This window comes from Pseudomonas gregormendelii (assembly GCF_017114825.1).
Classification (GTDB): Bacteria; Pseudomonadota; Gammaproteobacteria; order Pseudomonadales; family Pseudomonadaceae; genus Aquipseudomonas; species Aquipseudomonas gregormendelii.
In genome coordinates, this window is sequence record NZ_JADEVO010000009.1 from 123,302 (window position 1) to 145,207 (window position 21,906).

Here is a 21,906-nt window from a genome sequence, read left to right on the forward strand (position 1 = left end):
AAAAACCAGAGAGCATTCCCATGCAACGATTTCTCCCCAACCTGTTGGCCGCCTCGCTGGCTATGACCTCGCTGCAAGCGATGGCTGCCGCCGACCTGGTGTTGTTTAACGGCAAAGTATTCACCGCCGAACCAGGTCAGGGCCTGGTGCAGGCCGTGGCCGTGCAAGACGGCAAGATTCTTCAGGTGGGCACCGATGCCCAGATCAATGCCCTGGCCGATGAGCGCACCCGGCGCATCGACCTGGGGGGCAAGGTGTTGATGCCCGGCATGATCGACAGCCACAGCCACCCGGTGGTGGCTGCGTTCGACAGCATGGGCGCCACGTTGCTGGACGAGGTCAAACCGTTGCCGGAGCTTGAGCAATGGATCATCGAGCAGGACCGGGCCGGACGCGCCCGGGCCGGTGATGTGATCAGCATCGCCGGGGTGAGTTCGGCCTATTGGGAGAACAGCCGGCAGCTCGGCCAGCGCTTCAATCAGGGCCGCTGGGCTGATCAGCCATTGGTGCTCAGTGGGATCGACGGGCATACCGGCTGGGCCAACAACGCCATGCTCAACCGCCTGAAGATCGACGCCGCGCTCGTGAAGAGCCTGTCGGAATCCGAGCGCAGCTACGTGGGACACGAGAAGGATTTCACCCCCACCGGTTACTTTGCCGAATCGCGCTGGGACCTGGTCCGCAGCCAGATTCCGCCACCCAGCCAGCAGGTCATGCTGAAGGCGGCGCGGGAAGCTGTCAGGGTCAATAATCAATACGGCGTTACCGCCTGGATGGACGCTGCGGCGAACGCCGGCAGCGGTGACTCGCTCTTCGATTTCAATGCCACCGAGCAGAGCTACGGCGTGCTGCCGCTGTACCGCGAACTGGCGCAACAAGGCGAACTCACGGCGCATGTAGCGGCGTTACTGCTGACCAATCCCAGGAGCAAACCGGCCGACCTGGCAGTGCTGGACAAGGTCGTGCAGAAATTCGCCGGCGTGCCCAACCTGACATTTCCGGGCCTCAAGGTCTTTGCCGATGGCGTGCTGGAGTTCCCTGGCCAGACGGCTGCAGTGATCGTGCCGTTCAAGAACAGTGGCAAAGACGGTCAACTGCTGATTGATCCCGCCCACTTCGGCGAGTTGGTGGTGGCCGCAGAGCAGCGCGACTGGATCGTGCACATGCATGCCGTCGGGGACCGCGCGGTGCGCGAATCGCTTAATGCGTTTGAATATGCGCGTAAGCTCAACCCGACCCCCATGCCGCACAGCATCAGCCACCTGCAACTGGTCAACCCCAAGGAATTTACGCGCTTCAAGCAACTGGGAGTGATCGCTTCCATGCAATTACTGTGGGCCACGGGTGAGAGCTATACCGTGGAACTGGTCAAGCCGTACATCAGCGCTTTTGCCTACGGCTACCAGTACCCAGCGAGGTCGTTGCATAACGCAGGGGCGCTGATCGCCGGCGGCAGTGACTGGCCGGTATCCAGCCCTAATCCGTGGAATGCCATCGCTCAGGCCAGTACCCGAAAAGGTCCGCTGGGCGTGTTGAATGCCAATGAAAGCATCGATCGCCAAAGCATGTTTTATGCCTACACGATCAACGCCGCCAAAGCCTTGCGTCTGGAGAAACAGATCGGCTCGCTGTTACCCGGCAAACAGGCTGACCTGATCATTCTCGACCGCGACGTATTCAAGGTCAGCGACGAAGAATTGTTCGACACCCAGGTGTTGAAAACCTTCTTCGCCGGCAAAGAAGTCTACACCCCGGCGTCCTGACCGCTCCTTCACCACCCCTGAAAAAACCGTCTGGCCCCTCGCACCGCGAGGGGCTCGGCAGCCGCACGCCCGATATTCCTGCCACTCATAAAAACAAGAGATTCGTATGAACCCGCGCGCATTGCTCACCCTTGCCAGCCTGGCTCTGGCACCCTTGACCTCCCAGGCCATGGCCCTTGACGACAACTTCAGCCTGGACATGAGCCTGGCCGCGCTCAGCGACTACCGTACCCGGGGGATTTCTCAGACATTGGGTGATCCGGCGATCCAGGCCGGCGCCACGCTGGTGCATAGCAGCGGCCTGTATGTCGGCGCCTGGACTTCCAACGTGGATTTCGGCGGCCCGTTCAAGACCCGCCAGGAGCTCGAGTACTACGCCGGTTACTACTGGCAGGCGAGCGACGCCATCAGCCTGGACCTCGGTTATCTCAAGTACAGTTACCCGAAGGAGGGGCAGTTCAATTTCAGTGAGGTGTACGGGATTCTCGACGTCTATGGGGTGAAACTCGGCGTTTACTACTCCAACGACACGCCCAACGGGTTTGGCGAAGACCAGGACACGCTCTACACCTACCTCGCCTACAAGATCGAGTTGCCGGCTGACGCGGGGCTGGACCTGCGCGTGGGTCGCGGCGACGTCAAGGACCCGGCCTACTGGTCCGGCAGCGGTGACAACCGCGACGCCTACTACGAATGGGAAGCCAAGCTCACCCGGGAGTTCGTCGGCGTTACTTGGGGCCTGAGCTACATCGACACCGACCTGTCGCAAAGCGAGTGCGCGAGCTGGTACGGCTATGGTGACCTGTGCACCGCCACGGTGGTCGCGAGCGTCAGCAAGACATTCTGAGTTGCGGGACGCTTCGCAGGACCTGCCTTGAAACGAGGCTGCGATCTTTTGACCCTGAAAGGCCAGATCAAAAGATCGCAGCCTCGTTTCACTCGGCAGCTCCTACAGGGTATCTGTGGCGGGCAGGGATTTTTAGATTCGCGGGCTGCTCGCGAGGGTGTCGAGGGGCCCGTCTTGCCAGGTGCACTGTCTCGGGCCTCACCAGTTCCGCACAGGCCTGCGCCATTGCGATGAGGGGGAGCTGTAGGAGCTGTCGAGTAAAACGAGGCTGCGATCTTTTGATCTATCCTTGCCTACCAACAATACCCCAATCCACCCCCACGGAGACAATCCTCCATGTCCCTACACGCCCTGCGCGCCGACGCCAGTCACCTCGATCTCATCGCTCCGTTGTTCGACGCCTATCGCGTTTTCTACCGCCAACCTTCCAACCTGGCGCAGTCGCGAGCTTTCATCGCCGAGCGCATCGCCCGGGATGAGTCGGTGATTTTCCTTGCCCAGGACGACACAGGCGAGGCGCTGGGATTTGTCCAGCTGTTCCCGACCTTTTCCTCCATCGACGCCCACCGTACATGGCTGCTTGGAGACCTGTTCACCACGGCCAATGCCCGCGGTCGCGGAGTCGGAACTTTGCTGATGAATACGGCGCGCTCCTTTGCGGTGTTGTCTGGCGGCAAAGGCATGGTGCTGGAAACGGCGACCGACAACCTCAACGCCCAGCGCTTGTATGAGTCGCTGGGTTACGTGCGCGACAGCGGTTACTACACCTACTGCCTCGATTTGCAGCAGCGCTGAAATCAGCGTGCCGGCAGGCCCCAGGACGCGCGAGCCTGCTCGTACTGCGCCTCGGGCATTTGCACCAGCAGTGGCAATTGCCGAGGGTCCAGCCAGCCGAGCAAGCGGGTGATGTCCGCTGTGTCCATGGCCGTGCAACCCGCCGTTGGCGAGTTGGGGCTGCGCCAGATGTGGAAGAAGATGCACGAGCCTGCGCCGCGGGTCGCCGGGGTGTTGTGATCGATGAAGATGCCTTGGCGATACAGCACGTCCTCGCTGCGCATGCGCTCGGAGCTGTTCCAGTCTCTGGCAATGGCGGCGCCGTCGACCAGTTCGTTGTAGCGCGGGGATTGGCTGTCATCCACACATTCGGTGGACGGCGTCAGCGCCAGGTACGGCAGCTTTGTCGGCGCGGCTGGATCGAAACCGAATGCCGTGCCCAAGGTGAATACACCGGCAGGTGCCTTGCCGTCGCCTTCATGTTTGACCGGGCCTGCACCGGGTTCGAACGAACCCTTGCCCCAGGCCATCCCGTGCTTGCCAACTACCACCGCAAAGGCGTCGCCGGCTTTGCGCAAGGTGCTGCCATCGCGTTCATAGCGCTGGGCGCTGCCCTGGGTGTCGTCCCAGTTTTTGGTGGTGACCACGATCAACTGCTGGCTGGCATCGATCAGATCGCGAGCGCCCAGGTGGGTGATCGGGAAATCCATCACCTGTTTTTTCACCCCTTCGCCCGCGTAGGTGAAGTGCCACCACTCCTTCGAATAGCCGGAAAAGCCCGCCTTTTCCATCGCGCTGGTGAGGCGCTGGCGATTGGATTTCGCCGTGGCATTGATCGCGGCGCTGGCGCTGTGGGCGCGCTCGTCGAAACAATCAAAACCGGTGCCCATGTCGACAGCACCATCATGCCAGCGCTGGTCAAATGGCGCGGTGCAGTCTGCCTGCGAAGCCGCCGGCGTCCATTTGGCGGCGGGCAGCGCTTGCGGTCCGGTCAGGGTCAGGTCGACGGTTGAGCCTTTGGAGTGGCCAGAAACCCGCGCCACATAACCCAGTCGCCAGAAGTCCTGCTTATCTACCCGAGGGTAAAACTCGGTCTTGCGCGGGTCGCCGGGCTCTGTAGCAAAGCGTCCCATGTCGGCCACTGCGCGGTTGGGACGATAGCAGTCGAAAACCTTCAAGCCGTAGCCTTCGGCCCGCAGGGATGACTGCACCCGGGCCAGGGCCTGGGCGGTCTCCAGGGACAACAGGCACTCGGCGGCGCCATATCCTTCAAGTGCGCGACCGGTAAAGTTATGGGCGCTGGCGTAGCGCATGTCCTGCTCGATGCTCGGGTCGATAGTGCGCAAATACACCATGTGCCCGGGCCGGGACTCGGCGCTGGCCGTGGCCACCATGGCAAGGTTCAGAAGGGCGAAAATTGCAGTTCTCAGGCGCATGGTCAGAGTGGCTTCCGGTGGATATGATTGGCCGCTTGGCTGGCTGAGCTTAGCCTCCACTACGATAGAAGGGATAGATGAATGGACTCATGGACGCTGCATTGGCGGATCATCCATGAGGTTCATCACTGCCTGCGCATGGCCGGTCCCGGCTACGGCTGGACCCTCGGCGAGGCATTGGTCAGCGAGGGCTTGGCCGGACAGTTCGTCCGCCATCTGCTCGGCAGCGCAGCGGAACCCTGGGAGAGCGCGGTGAACCGCGTCGGTCTGCTGTGCACTCCGGCCGATCGCCAGGCACTCGACGCCACGTACTACGACCACAGCGCGTGGTTCTTCGGCACCGGAGTTCATCCAAGATGGCTGGGCTACATCCTTGGTGATCAGATGGTGGAGCAGTGGCTGGCGGGGGCAGGCGACATTGACGCGGCGACCTGGATCAATGTCCCTGCCAGCTTGATCATCGACTCGGCAGTCGAAGCAGGATTGGTTTTACGCAAAACCTGAGTTAACCCCCAAACACCGGCCGGAAAAAACTGCGCTCATAGCTGAGAATGCACTTGGTTTCCTCAGCGTACTTGAAGGCGGCGATGCACTCCGGGTCTTGCATCGAGTCCTGGCGATAACGCTCATACTCCGCCAGGCTCGCAAAGGTGAACATCGCCATGGCGATATTGTTGGCGCCCTCGGAAGGCAGAAAATAGCCGTGATGCTGCCCGCCGAATTTTTCAACCAGCGGAATCCATAACTTCGCGTAGTACTCGAACGCTTTGAGCTGATAGGGATCAAGCACGTACTTCAGATAACAAGTGACCACGATGTTTCCTCAATAATTGCCAATCAAAGTGCTATGAAATCACGGATCGCCTTGGCCCGAATCTTACCTGGAAAACTTTTTCGCCCCGGCCACACATAAAATCACCGCCACCGTCACCACCAGCATGCCCGGGCTGACCTGTTCATGCAGCAGCGTGGCTGCCAGAGCCAGGCCGAAAAACGGCTGCAGCAATTGCAACTGGCCGACTGCCGCAATACCGCCCTGCGCCAGTCCGCGATACCAGAACACAAAACCCACCAGCATGCTGAAAATCGACACGTACCCCAGGCACACCCACGCCGAGGGCGTGATGCCCGAGAGGGTCGGCGGCGCGAGCCACCAGGCCAGTGGCGCCATCACCGGCAACGACAGCACCAGTGCCCAGCAGATTACCTGCCAGCCACCGAGGGTCCTGGACAGCTTTGCGCCTTCGGCATATCCGAGGCCGCAGGCGAGGATGGCCGCCAACATCAATAAATCGCCGATGGGCGAGGCGGTCACGCCTTGGGAGAGAGCAAAGCCGACTACCAGCAGGCTGCCCAGAATCGAGAACAACCAGAACACCGGTCGCGGACGTTCACCGCCGCGCAGCACGCCAAATACCGCGGTGGCCAGGGGCAGCAGGCCGACGAAGACGATCGAATGGGCAGATGTCACATATTGCAAAGCCAGGGCGGTCAACAACGGGAAACCCAGGACAACACCCAACGCGACGATGGCCAGGGGCAGCAGTTGATGCCGCGCCGGGCGCTGTTCCCTGAACAGCCACAGCATGCACAGCGCCAGCAACCCGGCGATGCTGGCGCGGGCCACCGTGAGGAACACCGGATCGAACTCCAGCACGGCCAGGCGGGTGGCGGGCAGCGAGCCGCTGAAGATCAGCACTCCGATAAAACCGTTGAGCCAGCCGCTCGCGGACTTTTCCCGGCCAGGATTTTGCAGGCTTGATGCACGTTCCATTTCGTCACACTCAAATTTGCAGAAAGCCATCCTAGGGTCGAGAATCAATAACAATCAAAAAATTGTCATGGATACATCGCCCATGCCGCGCTCGCGTTACAAATCCCTGGTGGATACCTTTGCCGCCGATATCCGTGCCGGTCGCCTGCTGCCGGGCACCCGCTTGCCGACTCACCGCCAACTGGCCACCCGTGAAGGTCTGGCGCTGGTGACCGCGAGTCGGGTGTATGGCGAGCTCGAAGCCATGGGCCTGGTGAGTGGCGAAACCGGGCGCGGCACCTTTGTCCGGGAGACTTCGCTGCCGCCCAATCTGGGCATCGACCAGCAGGAAGTCGTCGCTGGCATGATCGATCTCAACTTCAACTATCCGTCGCTGCCGGGGCAGGGCGAGATGCTGCGCAGTGCGTTGCGCCAGTTGGCCGCTGGCGGTGACCTGGAGGCGCTGTTGCGCTATCAACCCCATGCGGGGCGCATGCACGAGCGTGCGTCGGTGGCTCGGCACCTGGGCGCGCGCGGGCTGGCTGTCGATGCCGATCAAGTGCTGATGGTCAGCGGCGCCCAGCATGGCCTGGCGGTGACGATGATGGCGTTGCTCAAGCCGGGCGACGTGATCGCCGCAGACGCCTTGACCTATTCGGGCTTCAAGGTGCTGGCCGAAGCGCTGCACCTGGAAATCGCGCCGATTCCTGGTGGCGCCGACGCGCCGGATCTCGAGGCCCTGGAAAAACTTTGCCGCAGTCGGCGAGTGCGGGCGGTGTACAGCATGCCGACGCTGCACAATCCCTTGGGCTGGGTGATGCCTGCCGCGCAACGTGAGCAATTGGTGGCCATTTCGCGCAAGCACGGGCTGCTGATAATCGAGGATGCCGCCTACGCGTTCCTCGCCGAAAACCCGCCGCCACCGCTGTTTACGTTGGCGCCGGAGCGGACCGTCTATGTGTCCGGTTTATCCAAGAGCATCGCCACCGGCCTGCGCATCGGTTTTGTCGCCGCGCCTCTGGACAAGGTGGCCGCCATCGAGCGCGCTATCCGGTCCACCACCTGGAACACCCCGGGGGTGATGACTGCGATTGCCTGTGCCTGGCTGGACGATGGCACGGTGATGCAACTGGAAGCCGAGAAGCGGGCCGACGCCCAGGCCAGGCAGATCGTTGCGTTGTGTGCGCTGGATGGGCTGCGCTGCGTGACGCATCCGTCGTCGTATTTCCTGTGGTTGCCGCTGGACGAAGATGCCCGGGCGGACCAGATTACCAAGGCGTTGATGGAGGAGAATATTGCCGTTTCGACGGCCGAGCCGTTTGCCACTTCGGCGCATGTGCCCCATGCAATTCGCCTGGCGTTGGGCTCGGTGGACATTGATACGCTTGGGCAGGCGTTGGCTCGGGTGAAGTGGATGGTGGGGGCGTATTCGTAGGCGGGTGATACGCATACTTGCCTGGCCTCTGGCAAAAGTCATTCGTTTCCTGGCCGGGACGTATTTCACCTCAAAGGTCCGACAATGAAGCTTGAACTCATACAGATGGCGGGTCGCGATGGCGATGTCGCCTACAACCTGCAGCGCACCCTGGATGCCGTTGCGGCCTGTGCGCCAGGTACCGATATCGTGATTTTCCCCGAGTCGCAGATCACCGGGTTTCTCGATCGCGCCAATATTGCCGCACTGGCGCGATTCACAGACCAGGCGCACCGCGAAAACGCAGGATCTGCGCCCCGTCAAACGGATCAATCAGGTAATGCGCCTGCACGCCGAATGTGTCTTGCAGGCGCTTGGGCGTGAGCACTTCCACGGGGGCGCCCAGCGCCACCAGTCGACCGCGTTCGAGCACGGCCAGGCGGTCACAGGTGAGTGCCTGGTTGAGATCGTGCAGGGCGATCACCGTGGTGACGGGCAGGGCATGCACCACCTGCAAAATCGACAGCTGATGCTGGATGTCCAGGTGATTGGTGGGCTCATCCAGCAGCAGGATTTGCGGCCGCTGGGCCAGGGCGCGAGCGATATGCACGCGTTGGCGCTCCCCGCCGGAGAGGCTGCGCCAGGTGCGGTTTTTCAAGTGCGCGGCATCGACGTCAACCAACGCCTGCTCGACAATGTGTGCGTCTTCCCGGGACCACGGGCGCAACGCTGACAGCCAGGGGGTTCGCCCCAGGGCAACGGCGTCGAGCACACGGATGGCATCATCGGTGTTCGCCTGCTGTTCAACCACCGCCAGGATTTGCGCAATCGTTCGCCGTGGCAGCTTGCCCAGGCGTGTGCCGCCCAGGAACACTTCGCCCCGGGACGGCTCGCGTACCCCGGCGAGCAACTTGAGCAAGGTCGATTTACCAGAGCCATTGGGCCCGACGATGCCCAGCGTTTCCCCGCGTTGAATGTGCAGATCGATGTCGTGCAACAACTGCACCTCGCGGACATCGAACCCCAGCCCGGCGCAGCTCAATACCAACGCTTCGCCGCTCATCGGGCATTCCTCCGCCCGACCAGGATCAACGCAAACACCGGTGCGCCCACCAGAGCGGTGATGACCCCGACCGGAATCACCTGGCCCTTGATCAACGTCCTCGACAACACATCTGCCGCGATCAGGAACAGCGCGCCACCCAGCGCGCTGGCAGGCAGCAAGCGGGCGTGACGGGTGCCCAGCAACAGGCGCACGGCATGGGGAATGACCAGCCCGACAAAACCGATGGAGCCGACGATCGACACCATTACGGCCGTCACCAGCGCCGCGCTGCCCACCAATATGAACTGCACCCGGCGCACCGGGATACCAAGGGAGGCTGCGGAATCGACCCCGAACGTGAAGGCGTCCAGCGCCCGCCGGTGCCACAGGCACACCGCCAGGCCGAGCAGGGCCACGGGCACCGATAACCACACCGACGGCCAGCGCACGCCACTGAGATTGCCCAGCAGCCAGAACAGGATGCCGCGAGCCTGCTCGGCACTGGCGGACTTGGTGATCAGGAACGCTGTCAGCGCGTTGAACAATTGCGAGCCGGCAATGCCGGCCAGGATGATCTGCCCGGTGCCGCTGGACGACCCGCTGACCCGCGCCAGCAAAATCACCAGCACGAAGGCTGCGACAGCCCCGGCGAAAGCGCCGACGGATAACGAAATGGCCCCCGCGCCCAGCCCCAGCAACGCCACCAGAACCGCCCCTGTGGAAGCCCCGGCGGAGATACCCAGCAGGTAGGGATCGGCGAGTGGATTGCGCAGCAGTGATTGCAGGATCACCCCACAGGTGGCCAGGCCTGCACCGCAAGCCGCGGCCACCAGTGCCCGGGTCAGGCGGTAGTTCCAGACGATGCCTTCGTCGATCGGGTCGAGCACATGGCCGGCTGCCCACAATTTGTTGGCCAATACCTGGAACACCACGCCCGGCTCGATCGGCGTTTCACCAATGGCCACGCCGGCGATCACCGCCAGCAGCAGTGTGACGAAGGCCAGCAGCGTGCGAATCAGCGTCCCGGTCATTTCGGCAAGTCGTAGCCGTTGATGGCGGTGGCCAGTGTTTCCAGGCCATCGAACATCCGCAGGCTGGCCTGCATCGCCATGGCGTCGAGGATGATGATGCGATTGTTTTTCACCGCGTCCATGTTGCGCGTGACCGGGTCACTGCGCAGGAAGGCCAGTTTCTTTTCGTGGTCGTCAGCCGGGAAGCGGCGCCGATCCATACGGGCAATCACCAGGAATGTCGGGTTGGCCTTGGCAATGGTTTCCCAGCCCACCGTTGGCCATTCTTCGTCGGACTGCACCACGTTGCGCACGCCCAGGGTGTTGAGCATGAAATCGGGAATGCCCTTGTGGCCGGCGACATAGGGGTCGATATCCAGGCTGGCGCTGGAGAACCAGAACAGCGCGCTGGTGTGCTTCAGGTCCTTGTTTTGCACCATGGCAATGGACTTCGCCAGGCTGGCCTTGAGCTCGGCGTTCAACTTCTCGCCACGCGCCTGCACATCGAAGATTGCCGCCAGCTGGCTGACGCTCTTGTACAGGCTGTCGATGCGAAACGCTTCGAGCCGCGTGCCGTCGGCGCCCACCAGGTTGTCCTTGGCTTCGCAGTCGGAAGGCATCAGGTAGGTGGGAATCTGCAACTCATGGAATTGTTCGCGGGTGCCGACTGCGCCTTGCGGGCCGACCATCCACTCCAGTTCCACTGCCACCAGCTGTGGCCGCTTGCCAATTACCGCCTCGAAGCTCGGCTCGTTGTCAGCCAGGCGCGGCACCTTGTCGTTCTCGGTCTTGTAGCGGCCCAGCACGTCGTTGAACCACAGCGAGGTGCCCACCAGCCGGTCGCTCAATCCCATGGCGTAGAGCATTTCCGTGCCGGCCTGGCCGATGGTCACTGCTCGGCTCGGCGCCTGCTGGAACGTCAGCGTGCTGCCGCAGTTCTCCACGGTCAGGGGGTATTGCGTCGGTGCCGCCTGGGCGAGGGCGCACAGACCCAGGCCCGTGCAGAGGGTGGCGAAGCGGGGCAGCAGCATGGGCGATCTCCAGTTGAACCGTAAACGGAGCAGGGCAATACGGACTGGAAACACATCATCGAACGCTGCCGCAAATGCAGTGCACTGCTGATCACCAAGGTGACCCGCGCGCCAAGGATGTCCTTCCCGGACACCCCGCCGGTTAGTGATTTTTTGCCGGCAGGTCTCCTGACTGGTGCGTCATCACCTGGCTCCGGCCTTCCCGGGAGCGATCCCAGTGGCAATCGTGGAGCAGGCTCAGCACCTACAGTTGCGGGGGCAGTTCCGTTTGATGCTGCGCGAGCATCACGGATTCCCTATTAATCCCATGTGGAAACCGGCGGCGGCATGGTAGTCGATCCGGCTGCCCTTGGGGAACCCGCGTGCCCAATTCCCGCAGGCGCTGCGCAGGCGCTGCGTAGGAGCTGCGTAGGAGCTGTCGAGTGCAACGAGGCTGCGATCTCTTGATCTTGCCTTTGCGCTAATCTCAGCAATCCAGCAATCCAGCAACAGCCCACTCCACCCCAGGAGCCCAGCCATGTTCAGCCACATTATCCTAGGCGCCCGCGATCTCGCCGCCATGACCACCTTCTACGACACGATCCTCCAACCCCTGGGCCTGGAGCGCATGCCCGACGAAAACGATGGCGGCCCACCGGGCTCGGGCTGGCAGTATCCGGGCAAGAGCTGGCCACAGTTCTTCATCCAGTTGCCCTACAACGGGTTACCGGCGAACTGGGGTAATGGCACCCAGGTCAGCTTTGCCTGCCGCTCGCGCGAGCAGGTGCAGGCCGCCTGGTCAGCGGCCATCGCCACAGGCGCGACGGATGAGGGCGCCCCCGGGATACGCGCGCATTACTCACCGGATTATTTCGGCGCCTATTGCAGTGATCCGGAGGGCAACAAATTGTGCTTTGTGCATGCGGATGGGTTGGAGTGAGAAGGCGTCAGTGCAGCCAACACAAGACGTCTAGTGCACCGCTACCTGCCGGCGCTCCCCCATCGGCGACAGACCAAAATAGCGGCTGTAGCACTTGGAGAAATGTGCCGGTGAAACGAAGCCGCACGCCAGGGCGACATCGCGGACCTGCGCCTCGCTACGCAGCAGCAACTGCCGGGCCCGGGACAGGCGCAGTTCCAGGTAGTACTGACTGGGTGTGCGCTTGAGGTGTTTGTGAAACAGTCGCTCCAGTTGCCGCACCGACACCTCGTTCAAGCGCGCCAGTTCTTCCAGCCCCAACGGCTCCTCGATGTTGGCTTCCATGATCGCCACAATCTGGCTGAGCTTGGGCTGGGAGGTGCCGAGCTTCTGCCGCAGCGGCACGCGCTGGCGTTCCTGGGCGCCTCGGGCGCGATCACACAACAGCAGTTCCGCGGCATGGGCGGCGATGTCCCGCCCGCCAGGTTCGCGAGCGATCAACTGCAACGTCATGTCCATGGCCGCCACTCCGCCGGAGCAGGTGTAGCGGTCGCGATCGAGTTCGAACAACTGGTTGGAAATGACGATGCCGGGAAAGCGCTCGCTCAGCGCCTCGTAGTCCTCCCAGTGGATCGTGCAGCGGTAACCCTTGAGCAGGTCAGCCCGGGCGAGCAAGTGGCTGCCGGTGCAGATGCCGCCCAAGGGCACCTGCAGATGCGCCAGTTTGCGCAGCCAGCCGAGCAACGGTCGGCTGCTGTGATTGGACACGATCGGGTTGGAGCCCACCACAAACAACATGTCGAGTTTCGGTGCGTCTTCGATCGAGTAATCGGGCAGGATGCGCATGCCGTTGCTGGCGGTGACCGGCTCCAGGCTGGCGGCGATGATCAGGGTGCGGTACATCGGCTGGCGGGCGGCCATGTTGGCCATGCGCAAGGTTTCCACGGCGGAGGCGAAGCCGATGGTGGTGAAGTTCTGGATGACCAGAAAACCCACGGTTTTCACTGGCCGTTGTTCGTAGGCAGACATGGACCATCCTCTTGTTCTGCGCTTGTACAAATAAAAAACCGGCCAGTTTCGTGGTGCGAAAGCGGCCGGAAAGAGGTGAGCGGGGGGCAGCTTGACGCTGTTTGACCTCAGGCGTTGCGGGTTTCAGCAGGTGCTGGCGCAGGACGTTTCCTGGAGTTGAAAATCGCGCCCATGCACACGATGGACAGGGTCAGCGCACCGGTCGCCAGCACTTCCATGCGGTGCTGCGGCAGAATCAGCATGACGGTCAGGATGCTCAGAATGCACAAAATCACCAGGTAGCTGAGCCACGGGTAGAACCACATCTTGAAGACGATCGGGTGTCCCGAGGCGTTCATCTTGCGGCGCAATATCAGCTGCGACACGGCAATCGCCAGGTACACCAGCAAGGCCACGGCTCCGGAACTGGCCAGCAGGAAAGCGAACACCTCGTTGGGGGCAAAGTAATTCAGTGCCGTGGTCAGGAAGCCCACTGCGGTGCTGGCCAGCACGGCGATGTAGGGTACGCCGGAGCCTGAGGTTTTTTGCAGGATGCGCGGGCCGTCGCCCCGTTTGCTCAGGGAGTAGACCATGCGCGAGGCGGTATAGATGGCGGAGTTCAGGCAGCTGGCGACGGCAATCAGGACCACGATGTCGACGATCATCTTCGCGTGGGGAATGTTCATCAGCTCCAGCGCCCGTTGATACGAGCCCACTGTCACCAGCATCGGGTCATTCCAGGGAACGATGGAGATGATCAGGAACACCGAGACGATGTAGAAAATCCCCATTCGCCACACGACCGAGTTGGTCGCACGGGTGATCTGCTTCGACGGGTTCTGCGATTCGGCTGCGGCAATGGTAACAATCTCGGTGCCCATGAAACTGAACACCGTGGTGAGCATCGCGCCGATGACGGCGGTCCAGCCATTGGGCATAAAGCCGCCGAACTCCTTGCTGAGCTGGGCCACGCCACTGACGGTGGTCTCGGGCAGCCCACCCACCAGCGCCAGCGCACCTAGGGCGATGAACCCCAGCACGGCGATGACTTTAAGCATGGCGAACCAGAATTCGAACTCGCCGTAGCGCGCCACGCTGAACAGGTTGGTCAGGGTCAGCAGCCCGGTGACCGCTATGGCGAACTCCCAAGTCTGGATGGACGGGAACCAGGCGTGGAGGATGGCGGCGGCAGCGATGGCTTCGATGGGAATCACCAGCACCCAGAACCACCAATAGAGCCAGCCGATGGTGAAACCGGCACTACGGCCCATGGCGCGTTCGGCGTAGGTGGAAAACGACCCGGTGTCGGGCGAGGCCACAGCCATTTCGCCGAGCATGCGCATGACCAGCACCACCAGGGTGCCGGAAAATATATACGCCAGAATCGCCGCAGGTCCGGCCGACGCGATGGCGTGGCCCGAGCCGATGAACAGGCCGGCGCCAATGGCTCCGGCGATGGACAACATTGTGACGTGACGCTGCTTGAGGCCTGGCGCCAGAGTTGAGGAACTGGACATGAGACTTACCCTTTTTTTGTTGTATTTGAGAGGGTGAAGCGTTAACCGCAGTGTTACCTGGTCGGGCACGTCCGTGCGCTGTTCAAGTCATTCAAGCAAAGGCTTCGCGTACCGCAGCGCTGATACCGGACACGCAGACGTCGAGGATCAACTCGCCTTTCTCGCGGCTGGAACCTTTGGGCGAAGACAGCGTGCCGCATGCGGGCGTGCGCTCAGGGATGATCGGGAAGACGTCGTAGGGCGGGAAGGTGGCGGGGGGATGATCCACCGCCCGGTCGAGATCGACCTTGTCCGGGTGCAGGGCCAGCATCAGCGAAGTTTCGAAGACGCCGCCGTGCTCGATATCCCAGCCGAGGAATCCCTCGGGATACAGCTTGGCGATGACGGCCGGATCGTTGACAAAATCCCAGTAGGACAGCACCACCACCTTGAAGTCGGTGATGCCGCCATAGCGCAGTTCGCGCAGCGCCAGGTCGATGCCCTCGACGATGAACATCGAGTTTTCAAAATGTCCATTCATCAGCACGAGCTTGCGCGCTCCGTGGCGTGCCAGCTCGCGAATGATGTCCTGCACGGTGTGGGTGAGGGTGGCGCCATCGAGGCTGGTGGTGCCAGGAAAGTGATTGCCACCGCCGGATTTCTGCTGGGACTTGTAGCCGTACGCCAGTGCGGGCAACACCAGGCCACTGACGTTATGCGCCACCGCCTTGCAGATCGCGGTGGGCAGCAGGACATCGACCTCCATGCACATGTGGTGTCCGTGCTGCTCCAGAGCGCCCACCGGCAGGAAGATCGGGCATCCGGTCGCGACTTTTGCCGCGTATTCCGGCCAGGTGAGTTCTCCAATGACGACGCTGTTGTTCATCTGTACACCCATCTAAGTAATTGACCCACAGGTCATTTTCAGGCCGTGGCGGGTAGAACGATTCGATCAGATTGGCAGGTGGCCGATTTGTCCAAATCCGACCCGTAGTTGGCAATACGGCCTCATGCAGCTCCTTGCGCCGGCCACAGGTCGGGTCTGATCAATTGCAGGTCGGGCGTGCACAAAAAACACTGATGGCGATCTGCTGCAATGCTGCCAGCCAGCCAAGGATGCGTGGGGTTGGCCGCGACAGGAATGAGGCACTTCGAACACCTGGGGAAAAATGTCATGAACAAGCGCATCGACCTTTCACGCCGTACCTTCCTCAAGACTTCCGGCATCCTCGCAGGCACCGCGGCGCTGTGCGGCTTGCTACCGGCGAGAAGCTTCGCCGCTGCGGAAAAAGAACTGGTCATCCTGGCCTGGGCCGGTCACGCTGAGCCGGACATCGTTGCCGATTTCGAGCGCCAGTACGGGGTCAAGGTCCGGGCCAAGTACTACACCGGCGGCGACAACATGCTGGGGCTGATCTCGCAATCGCCGCCCGGCACCTTTGACCTGATCCTGTCCGATGCTGAATACGTGCAACAACTCAACGCTGCCGAATACATCGAGCAACTCGACCCGGCGGATTACCCCTTTGATGATTTCTACCCCGAGTTCCAGCATTTCCCAGGGCACTGGCAGGGCGACAAGCTTTATTCTGTGCTGATCCGCTTCGGATTCCTGGGCATTGCCTACAACACTCAACTGGTTCCCGAAGCCAAGGTGCAAAGCTACGACCTGTTCTGGGACGAAAGCCTCAAGGGCAAGGTCGGGCACTTCGACTGGCACCTGCCCAACCTGGGCCAGATCAGCCTGCTCAACGGCAACGCGCGGCCTTACGACATCGACGCTGCGCATTGGCAAAGCGTGCAGCAGAAACTCATGAGCCTGCGCCCGCAGATCGGCGGCTTCTTCGATTATGGCGGGACCTTTTCCTCGCTGAAAAACGGCCAGGTGCATGCCATGTGCGGCATTGGCGACTGGATCACCGGGGTCCTGCAGCGCGCCGGCGCTCCGGTAAAAACCGTGTTGCCCAAGGAGGGCGGGCTGCAATGGACGGAGTCCTACTGCATCGCCCGAAAAGCCCACAGCCCGGACCTGGCGAAGAAGTTCATCCAGTACATCACCTCACCCCAGGGCCAGGTCAAGTCGGCAAAAATGGCCGCGTACCCCGCGCTTATTCCCAGCAAAAAAGGCTGGGAGTTGCTCAACCAGACCGATCTCGCCGAAGCCACGCGCCAGGGCATGGTGCTGGGACAGCGCAACGTCATGGATGACATCCGCGACGGCCGGATCAAATATCGCGAGCTGCCGGTCCAGCAGAGCCTGGAAGACTGGAACGACTTCTGGTCGCAATACAAGGGTGCCTGACAAGACGCGTGGAGTAGGTGGCAATGATTTCAGACAAGTTGAAGACTTCACCGCCGGTACTGTCCGACAGCAGCCCCGCCATACGCCAGCGCACCACCAGGAAGGCCGTGCACGTGCCGTGGTTCGGGCTGTGTTTTTCGCTGCCGATCCTGATCTGGCAATTGGTTTTTTTCGTGTTTCCGCTGGCCTTCCTGGTGGCGATCAGTTTCTGGGTGGTGCGCAACTTTCGGATGGTACCGACCTTCGAGTGGCTGAACTGGAGCTACATGTTCAGTCGCGGGTTCTTCTGGGACGCTTATGTGCACACCCTGGCCATGGCGGCGGGCGCCACTGTACTGGTCAGCCTGGTGGCGTTTCCGTGTGCCTACACCATTGCCTTCAAGTTTCGCGATTCTGCCCGGCAGCTACTGGTACTGCTGCTGATCACGCCGTTTTTCACCAGCTATCTGGTGCGCACGTATTCGTGGCAGGTGTTCCTGAGCGACAACGGCATTCTCAACGCGGCGCTGGGGCTGCTCGGCATCGGCTCGGTGGCCATGTTGAACACCACCGTCGGCACCTATGTCGGCTACTTCACCCTGTGCCTGCCCCTGGTGGTGCTGCTGCAATTGTTCAGCCTGATGTACATCGATCGTTCGTTGATCGAGGCCGCGCACAACCTCGGCAGCGGGCGTTGGCGCACCGTGCTGCTGGTGGTCATACCTTCGGCGCGGATTGGCATCGTCGTGGCGGCGCTGTTCTGTTTCATCCTGACCTTCGGTGATTTTGTCAGCCCGCTGTACCTGGGCGGCGGTCAACCACCGACCCTCAGTACCCTGATCACCGACACCACCAAGTCCGGTCAGCAATGGCCCCGTGCAGCGGTGATTGCGACGGTCATGATCATCACGCTGCTGATCACGGCCTTTGCTGCGGTTCGCTTCGCTTATCGGAGACGCCCATGAACGAGCATCGCCTGATCAACTTCCTGCTGCGCAGTTTTGTCGTGTTGGTGTTTATGTTCATCTTCACGCCCATCGCCGGCAGCTTTGTGTTCTCGTTCAATATCGACCGCTTTCCGTCCTTGCCCCTGGGCGGTTTCAGCCTGCACTGGTACGAGGTCATCGCTGCGGATCCGGCAGTCTGGCAGGCGTTCAGGAACAGTCTGCTGGTGGGCGTGGTGGTGTCACTGGTTTCGACTCTATTGGGTTTCACTGCGGCCTATACCGACTTTCGTTACCAGTTTTTCGGCAAGTCGATCTACATGGCGCTCGCGACGCTGCCGCCGACCATTCCGGTGGTGATCATGGGCCTGGCGATGCTGGCGTTCCTTTCCCGGGTAGGTCTGTCAGGGTCGATCTACGCAGTGATGATCAGCCATATCGTGATGTGCACGCCGTTCGCCATGGCAGTCATCCGCATGCGTCTGGCGCAGATGGATCCCCATATCGAGGCGGCGGCGTGGAACCTGGGAGCCAACCAGTGGAAGGCCATGCGCTTCGTGATCCTGCCATTTACTGCGCCGAGCATCTTAGCCGCGTTGTTCGTGACCATGGCAGTGTCCTTCGACGAGTTCGCGGTGGCCTGGTTCGTCTCGGGCCTGAACGAGACCGTTCCGGTGCGCATCCTCAATACCTTGCAAGGCCAGGTGAGCCCGACCATCAACGCCATCGGCACGATTGTCTTCATTACCACCATGAGCCTGGTGATCTTCGCGCAGTTGCTGTTGATGCGTCGGCGCAACGCCTGATCGCGACCAGCGCCCCTACACCCCTCCAACCCGAAGGACTACGCCATGACTCAACCGCTGGTGGTATTTGATAACGTGGTCAAGCATTTCGGCAGCTACCAGGCTGTCGAGCGGCTCAACCTGGAGATCTACAAAGGCGAATTCGTCGCCATCATGGGTTCCAGTGGGTGCGGCAAGACCACGACACTGCGCATGCTCGCCGGGCTCGACAAACCGAGCGAGGGCGAAATCCGCCTGAACGGCGAGCGCATCAATGACCTGTATTCCTGGCAGCGGGAGACGCCACTGGTGTGGCAGAACCTGGCGTTGTTCCCATTTTTGAATGTACTGGAAAACGTCGAGTTCGGCCTGCGCATGCGCGGCATGGCCAAGGCGCAGCGGCGCAAAAAGGCGTTGCACTGGCTTGAGCGTCTGGACCTCGGGGAGTTCGCCACTCGGGACATCAGCCTGCTGTCCGGGGGCCAGCGCCAGCGTGTGGCGCTGGCCCGTTCACTGGTCACGGAACCGCCAATCCTGCTGCTCGACGAGCCATTGAGTGCCCTCGATGCGCACCTGAGTGTGCGCATGCAGGGGGTGCTCACCGGTCTGCAAAAGGACCTGGGTATTACCTTTGTCTACGTCACCCACAGTCAGTCCGAGGCCTTTGCGATGGCGGATCGCGTGGTGATCATGAGCCGTGGCCGGGTGGAGCAGATTGGCACGCCCCAGGCGGTATTTGTTGAACCGCACAATCGCTTCGTGGCCGAGTTCGTCGGCGGCAAGAACATCTTCCCCGGCACGGTGGCAGGGTTCGACGACAGCGGTCTGGTGCGGCTGGAATCAGCGCAGGGTAGTTTCGTCGCAAGACTGCCGGAGGGAAAATCGGTGAGTGCGGGGGAGGCGGTCACGGTCTGTGTCAGCGCCGAGCATATCGAACTGACCACCCGGCCGGTGCGGCAAAATCGGCTGGCGTGCACTGTCGTCGGGGAGGAGTTCATTGGCTCGATGGTTAACGTGTATCTCGAAGCCTGCGGCGGCCTGGAGCTGAAGGTGCAAAAGACCCATGCCGACTACAACCACCTGGGCGTGCATTGCGGGCAGAGCCTGTTCGCCGAGTGGGAGGGGGGGCATGCGCTGATTTTGCGCGATGGCAGCTGACCCCGACTGGCGCCCTCTGCAGAAGCAAAGCTTGCTCGCTATCACCTTGGGCCAGTCGAAATCCAAGCTGGCTGGCCGACTGTCAGCGCGCATTGGAGTACCCGGTCCTGACTGTGCAACAGTCAGGCGCAGACCGCAGTCAGTGTCCTGAATTCTTTTTATTTACGTGGCTTTCAGACCACTTGTTGGGTCACCCGTCGGCGCGTTTGTCGCTCATCATTCTGTTGGAACTCCTGTTAATGCAGCTCCGTCATCTGAACTGAGGGCGGCTGCGAAACTGTCGTGGCGCACCCGAAAACGCATTTTTCGAAAGGCGAGGGACGTCATGAATATTCCAGACAGCAGGACTGAAGGCCAGAACGATCATCAGGGCTCCGCAAGACCGGAGGCCGATTTTCAACATTTGAAGGAAGGCGTCACCGAGGCGCTCGGTGACGCGAGGCAACAAGCGGATGCGCAGTTCGGGCAGTACCGCGATACCGCTGCCGACCAGATCGAGGCATTGGCCAAAGGGGCAAAGTCCTTTGTCTCGGAGATCGAAGACAAGGACAGCCTCGGCATGTCCGACTACCTGGCCGACATGGCGGAATCCATGACCGGCCTGGCCGGTAATCTACGCGGCAAAAGCGCCGAGCAGTTGCTGCACGATGCGGCCGACCTGGCGCGCAACAATCCTGCCCTGTTCCTGGCAGGCAGCGTCGCGCTGGGCTTTGGCCTGTCGCGATTCCTCAAGGCTGGTACTGCTGCGGCCTATACCGCCAGCGCGCAACAGCCGTCAGAGAACAGCAGCTCTGCGCCTGCGCCCGGCGGCTTTGGTGCGCAGCGCCCGTACGAAACATCGGTCGCTGCGCACACCGGGCTGGACACCGGCATCACCCCGTCCGCGCCGGGCGAGCAGGACCATCCCACCGACTTTGCGACCCCGAAAACTCCAGGTTCGAATGACTTCAAGGGAGCACTGTGATGAACAGAGAAAACCCAGATCTGCCGGGCGCACGCCCCGTACCCGTGGTTGAAACCGACGCTTCAGTCGTCGGCCTGTTGCGCCAATTGTCACGTGAGGTGCCGGCCCTGTTCACCAAGGAACTGGCCCTGGCCAAGGCCGAGCTGCAGGCCAGTCTCACTACGCTCAAGGCCGGCATTGCCGGGGTGGCCGGCGGGGCAATTGTGCTGCTGGCGGGCTTCATAATCCTGTTGATGTCGGTGGTCTACGGCCTGTCGATGGTGATGGCGCCCTGGCTCGCGGCACTGATAGTGGGCGTGGTGGTGATGATCGTCGGATTCGCCATGCTGCAGTCGGGTAAAAAACAATTCGAGCCATCCCACTTCAAGCCTGATCGCACCCTGGATGCCTTGAACAAGGACCAGGAAGCCCTGCGGAGGAAAGTCTCATGAAAAGCGAATTCGAACTGGAATCGGAAAAAAGCCCGGAAGCGATCGAGCGTGAAATCGATGCACAGCGCGCCAGCATTGGCAACATCGTCGATGCGCTGGAAAGCAAGTTCACCCCAGGCCAGATGTTTGACCAGGCGTGGGGCGTGATGCAAGGCAACGGCACCGCGTTCCTCTCCAACCTGGGTACCAGCGTGCGCAACAATCCGGTGCCCGCCGTGCTGACCTCCGTGGGGTTGCTGTGGCTGATGATGAGCCAGAATCGCCCCCCAAGCCCGAATGTCGGTTATCGCAGTGGCCCAGAGCACAGCAGGGTCGGCGAGTGGGCCGATGGCGTGTCGGACGGCATTGACAGCGCGCGGGACCGCTTGCACCACACCGCAGATTCCATGAAGGAAGGCTACCAGTCCGTCAAGGGCAAGGCCTCGCACCTGGGCGACAGCCTGGGGGCCGCCACTGACAACGTCAGTCACGCCATGCACGACGCCAGCGATCGGCTGGCACGCGGTACGCAGGCAATGGGGGATCAGTTCACACATATACTCAGGGAACAGCCGTTGATGGTCGCTGCGGCGGGCATCGCGATAGGCGCGTTACTGGGCGCAGCAATCCCCTCGACGGCCACCGAGCAACGTTACCTGGGCAAAACCAGCGCGGGACTGACGGACAAGGTCAAGCAGCAGGCGCGTGAAGGATTTGAAGCGGTGCGCGATACCGTCACCAAGACCACTGATCATGCCGATGCGCCAACGACCGCCCAGACGGATGTGAACAGGAGCGTCCCGAACGGGCAACAACGCGCAGCCTCCAGCGCTCCAGCGGACTTGTCCGGGGGGTTGGGTACTTCCTGACAGCAGGTGTGAAAAAAGGG

23 protein-coding genes and 1 riboswitch are annotated in these 21,906 nt (G+C 61.7%); of the genes, 14 read left to right on the forward strand and 9 right to left on the reverse strand.

What is annotated here, in order from left to right:
- The first annotated feature begins 20 nt into the window (after positions 1-20).
- The 3 genes from IMW75_RS09155 to IMW75_RS09165 all read left to right on the forward strand — a co-directional run bounded on the left by IMW75_RS09155 (position 21) and on the right by IMW75_RS09165 (position 3,405).
- Entirely contained in the window at positions 21-1,763 is a 1,743-nt protein-coding gene (locus IMW75_RS09155; RefSeq protein WP_205892421.1) for an amidohydrolase, read from the forward strand.
- Between the two features lie 106 nt (positions 1,764-1,869).
- Positions 1,870-2,610 (forward strand): TorF family putative porin, encoded by a 741-nt coding sequence (locus tag IMW75_RS09160; protein WP_045062227.1) that lies wholly within the window; start codon positions 1,870-1,872, stop codon positions 2,608-2,610.
- 336 nt (positions 2,611-2,946) lie between these two features.
- Positions 2,947-3,405: a GNAT family N-acetyltransferase gene (locus tag IMW75_RS09165; RefSeq protein WP_205892422.1), complete on the forward strand. Its 459-nt coding sequence runs from the start codon at positions 2,947-2,949 to the stop codon at positions 3,403-3,405.
- Positions 3,406-3,407: 2 nt separating this feature from the next.
- Here IMW75_RS09165 and IMW75_RS09170 read toward each other — a convergent pair whose 3' ends face one another.
- The gene (locus tag IMW75_RS09170; protein WP_205892423.1) at positions 3,408-4,820 is read right to left on the reverse strand and encodes a M15 family metallopeptidase; all 1,413 of its coding nucleotides are present in this window, start codon (positions 4,818-4,820) and stop codon (positions 3,408-3,410) included.
- Between the two features lie 81 nt (positions 4,821-4,901).
- Here IMW75_RS09170 and IMW75_RS09175 point away from each other — a divergent pair, with 81 nt between their 5' ends.
- The gene (locus tag IMW75_RS09175; RefSeq protein WP_205892424.1) at positions 4,902-5,324 is read left to right on the forward strand and encodes a DUF2268 domain-containing putative Zn-dependent protease; all 423 of its coding nucleotides are present in this window, start codon (positions 4,902-4,904) and stop codon (positions 5,322-5,324) included.
- A 1-nt stretch (position 5,325) separates the two neighbouring features.
- Here the strand turns inward: IMW75_RS09175 and IMW75_RS09180 are convergent, their stop codons facing one another.
- Together IMW75_RS09180 and IMW75_RS09185 are read right to left on the reverse strand one after the other, a co-directional pair.
- Positions 5,326-5,634, reverse strand: coding sequence for an NIPSNAP family protein (locus IMW75_RS09180; protein WP_045062221.1), 309 nt, complete (start codon positions 5,632-5,634; stop codon positions 5,326-5,328).
- A gap of 63 nt (positions 5,635-5,697) precedes the next feature.
- Positions 5,698-6,594, reverse strand: coding sequence for a DMT family transporter (locus IMW75_RS09185; RefSeq protein WP_045062341.1), 897 nt, complete (start codon positions 6,592-6,594; stop codon positions 5,698-5,700).
- Between the two features lie 82 nt (positions 6,595-6,676).
- Here IMW75_RS09185 and IMW75_RS09190 point away from each other — a divergent pair, with 82 nt between their 5' ends.
- Together IMW75_RS09190 and IMW75_RS27335 are read left to right on the forward strand one after the other, a co-directional pair.
- Positions 6,677-8,008 (forward strand): aminotransferase-like domain-containing protein, encoded by a 1,332-nt coding sequence (locus IMW75_RS09190; protein ID WP_205892425.1) that lies wholly within the window; start codon positions 6,677-6,679, stop codon positions 8,006-8,008.
- Positions 8,009-8,113: 105 nt separating this feature from the next.
- The gene (locus tag IMW75_RS27335) at positions 8,114-8,371 is read left to right on the forward strand and encodes a carbon-nitrogen hydrolase family protein (protein ID WP_414704644.1); all 258 of its coding nucleotides are present in this window, start codon (positions 8,114-8,116) and stop codon (positions 8,369-8,371) included.
- Here the strand turns inward: IMW75_RS27335 and IMW75_RS09195 are convergent.
- The 3 genes from IMW75_RS09195 to IMW75_RS09205 are packed head-to-tail and all read right to left on the reverse strand — an operon-like array spanning position 8,265 to position 11,073.
- Positions 8,265-9,050 (reverse strand): ABC transporter ATP-binding protein, encoded by a 786-nt coding sequence (locus tag IMW75_RS09195; RefSeq protein ID WP_205892426.1) that lies wholly within the window; start codon positions 9,048-9,050, stop codon positions 8,265-8,267. The genes IMW75_RS27335 and IMW75_RS09195 overlap by 107 nt on opposite strands.
- Positions 9,047-10,063 (reverse strand): FecCD family ABC transporter permease, encoded by a 1,017-nt coding sequence (locus IMW75_RS09200; RefSeq protein WP_205892427.1) that lies wholly within the window; start codon positions 10,061-10,063, stop codon positions 9,047-9,049. Before IMW75_RS09200 ends, IMW75_RS09195 begins: the two co-directional genes overlap by 4 nt.
- Positions 10,060-11,073, reverse strand: coding sequence for an ABC transporter substrate-binding protein (locus IMW75_RS09205; RefSeq protein WP_201147355.1), 1,014 nt, complete (start codon positions 11,071-11,073; stop codon positions 10,060-10,062). Before IMW75_RS09205 ends, IMW75_RS09200 begins: the two co-directional genes overlap by 4 nt.
- Positions 11,074-11,214: 141 nt before the next feature.
- Positions 11,215-11,409, reverse strand: a riboswitch (cobalamin riboswitch).
- A gap of 181 nt (positions 11,410-11,590) precedes the next feature.
- Here IMW75_RS09205 and IMW75_RS09210 point away from each other — a divergent pair.
- The gene (locus tag IMW75_RS09210; protein WP_205892428.1) at positions 11,591-11,992 is read left to right on the forward strand and encodes a VOC family protein; all 402 of its coding nucleotides are present in this window, start codon (positions 11,591-11,593) and stop codon (positions 11,990-11,992) included.
- A gap of 30 nt (positions 11,993-12,022) precedes the next feature.
- Here IMW75_RS09210 and IMW75_RS09215 read toward each other — a convergent pair whose 3' ends face one another.
- The 3 genes from IMW75_RS09215 to IMW75_RS09225 form a co-directional block, all read right to left on the reverse strand.
- Entirely contained in the window at positions 12,023-13,000 is a 978-nt protein-coding gene (locus tag IMW75_RS09215) for a GlxA family transcriptional regulator (RefSeq protein ID WP_045062209.1), read from the reverse strand.
- 107 nt (positions 13,001-13,107) lie between these two features.
- Positions 13,108-14,496 (reverse strand): GABA permease, encoded by a 1,389-nt coding sequence (gene gabP / locus IMW75_RS09220; protein WP_045062207.1) that lies wholly within the window; start codon positions 14,494-14,496, stop codon positions 13,108-13,110.
- Between the two features lie 91 nt (positions 14,497-14,587).
- A complete protein-coding gene (locus tag IMW75_RS09225) occupies positions 14,588-15,361 on the reverse strand; it encodes a creatininase (RefSeq protein WP_045062201.1) in 774 nt (257 codons plus the stop codon).
- Between the two features lie 288 nt (positions 15,362-15,649).
- On the opposite strand from IMW75_RS09225, the gene IMW75_RS09230 reads away from it, so the two are divergent.
- From IMW75_RS09230 to IMW75_RS09260, 7 genes are all read left to right on the forward strand, one after another.
- A complete protein-coding gene (locus tag IMW75_RS09230; RefSeq protein WP_045062198.1) occupies positions 15,650-16,777 on the forward strand; it encodes an extracellular solute-binding protein in 1,128 nt (375 codons plus the stop codon).
- Between the two features lie 23 nt (positions 16,778-16,800).
- Positions 16,801-17,721 carry an ABC transporter permease gene (locus IMW75_RS09235; protein WP_045062196.1) on the forward strand — a complete coding sequence of 307 codons (921 nt, stop codon included), beginning with the start codon at positions 16,801-16,803 and terminating at the stop codon, positions 17,719-17,721.
- Complete coding sequence (locus tag IMW75_RS09240) at positions 17,718-18,506, forward strand: ABC transporter permease (protein ID WP_205892429.1); 789 nt, start codon at positions 17,718-17,720, stop codon at positions 18,504-18,506. The genes IMW75_RS09235 and IMW75_RS09240 overlap by 4 nt, the downstream gene beginning before the upstream one ends.
- 45 nt (positions 18,507-18,551) lie before the next feature.
- Entirely contained in the window at positions 18,552-19,643 is a 1,092-nt protein-coding gene (locus IMW75_RS09245; RefSeq protein WP_205892430.1) for an ABC transporter ATP-binding protein, read from the forward strand.
- A gap of 325 nt (positions 19,644-19,968) precedes the next feature.
- The gene (locus IMW75_RS09250; RefSeq protein WP_045062193.1) at positions 19,969-20,607 is read left to right on the forward strand and encodes a hypothetical protein; all 639 of its coding nucleotides are present in this window, start codon (positions 19,969-19,971) and stop codon (positions 20,605-20,607) included.
- Positions 20,607-21,038: a phage holin family protein gene (locus IMW75_RS09255; protein ID WP_205892431.1), complete on the forward strand. Its 432-nt coding sequence runs from the start codon at positions 20,607-20,609 to the stop codon at positions 21,036-21,038. Before IMW75_RS09250 ends, IMW75_RS09255 begins: the two co-directional genes overlap by 1 nt.
- Positions 21,035-21,886: a DUF3618 domain-containing protein gene (locus IMW75_RS09260; RefSeq protein ID WP_205892432.1), complete on the forward strand. Its 852-nt coding sequence runs from the start codon at positions 21,035-21,037 to the stop codon at positions 21,884-21,886. The genes IMW75_RS09255 and IMW75_RS09260 overlap by 4 nt, the downstream gene beginning before the upstream one ends.
- Positions 21,887-21,906: the final 20 nt, after the last annotated feature.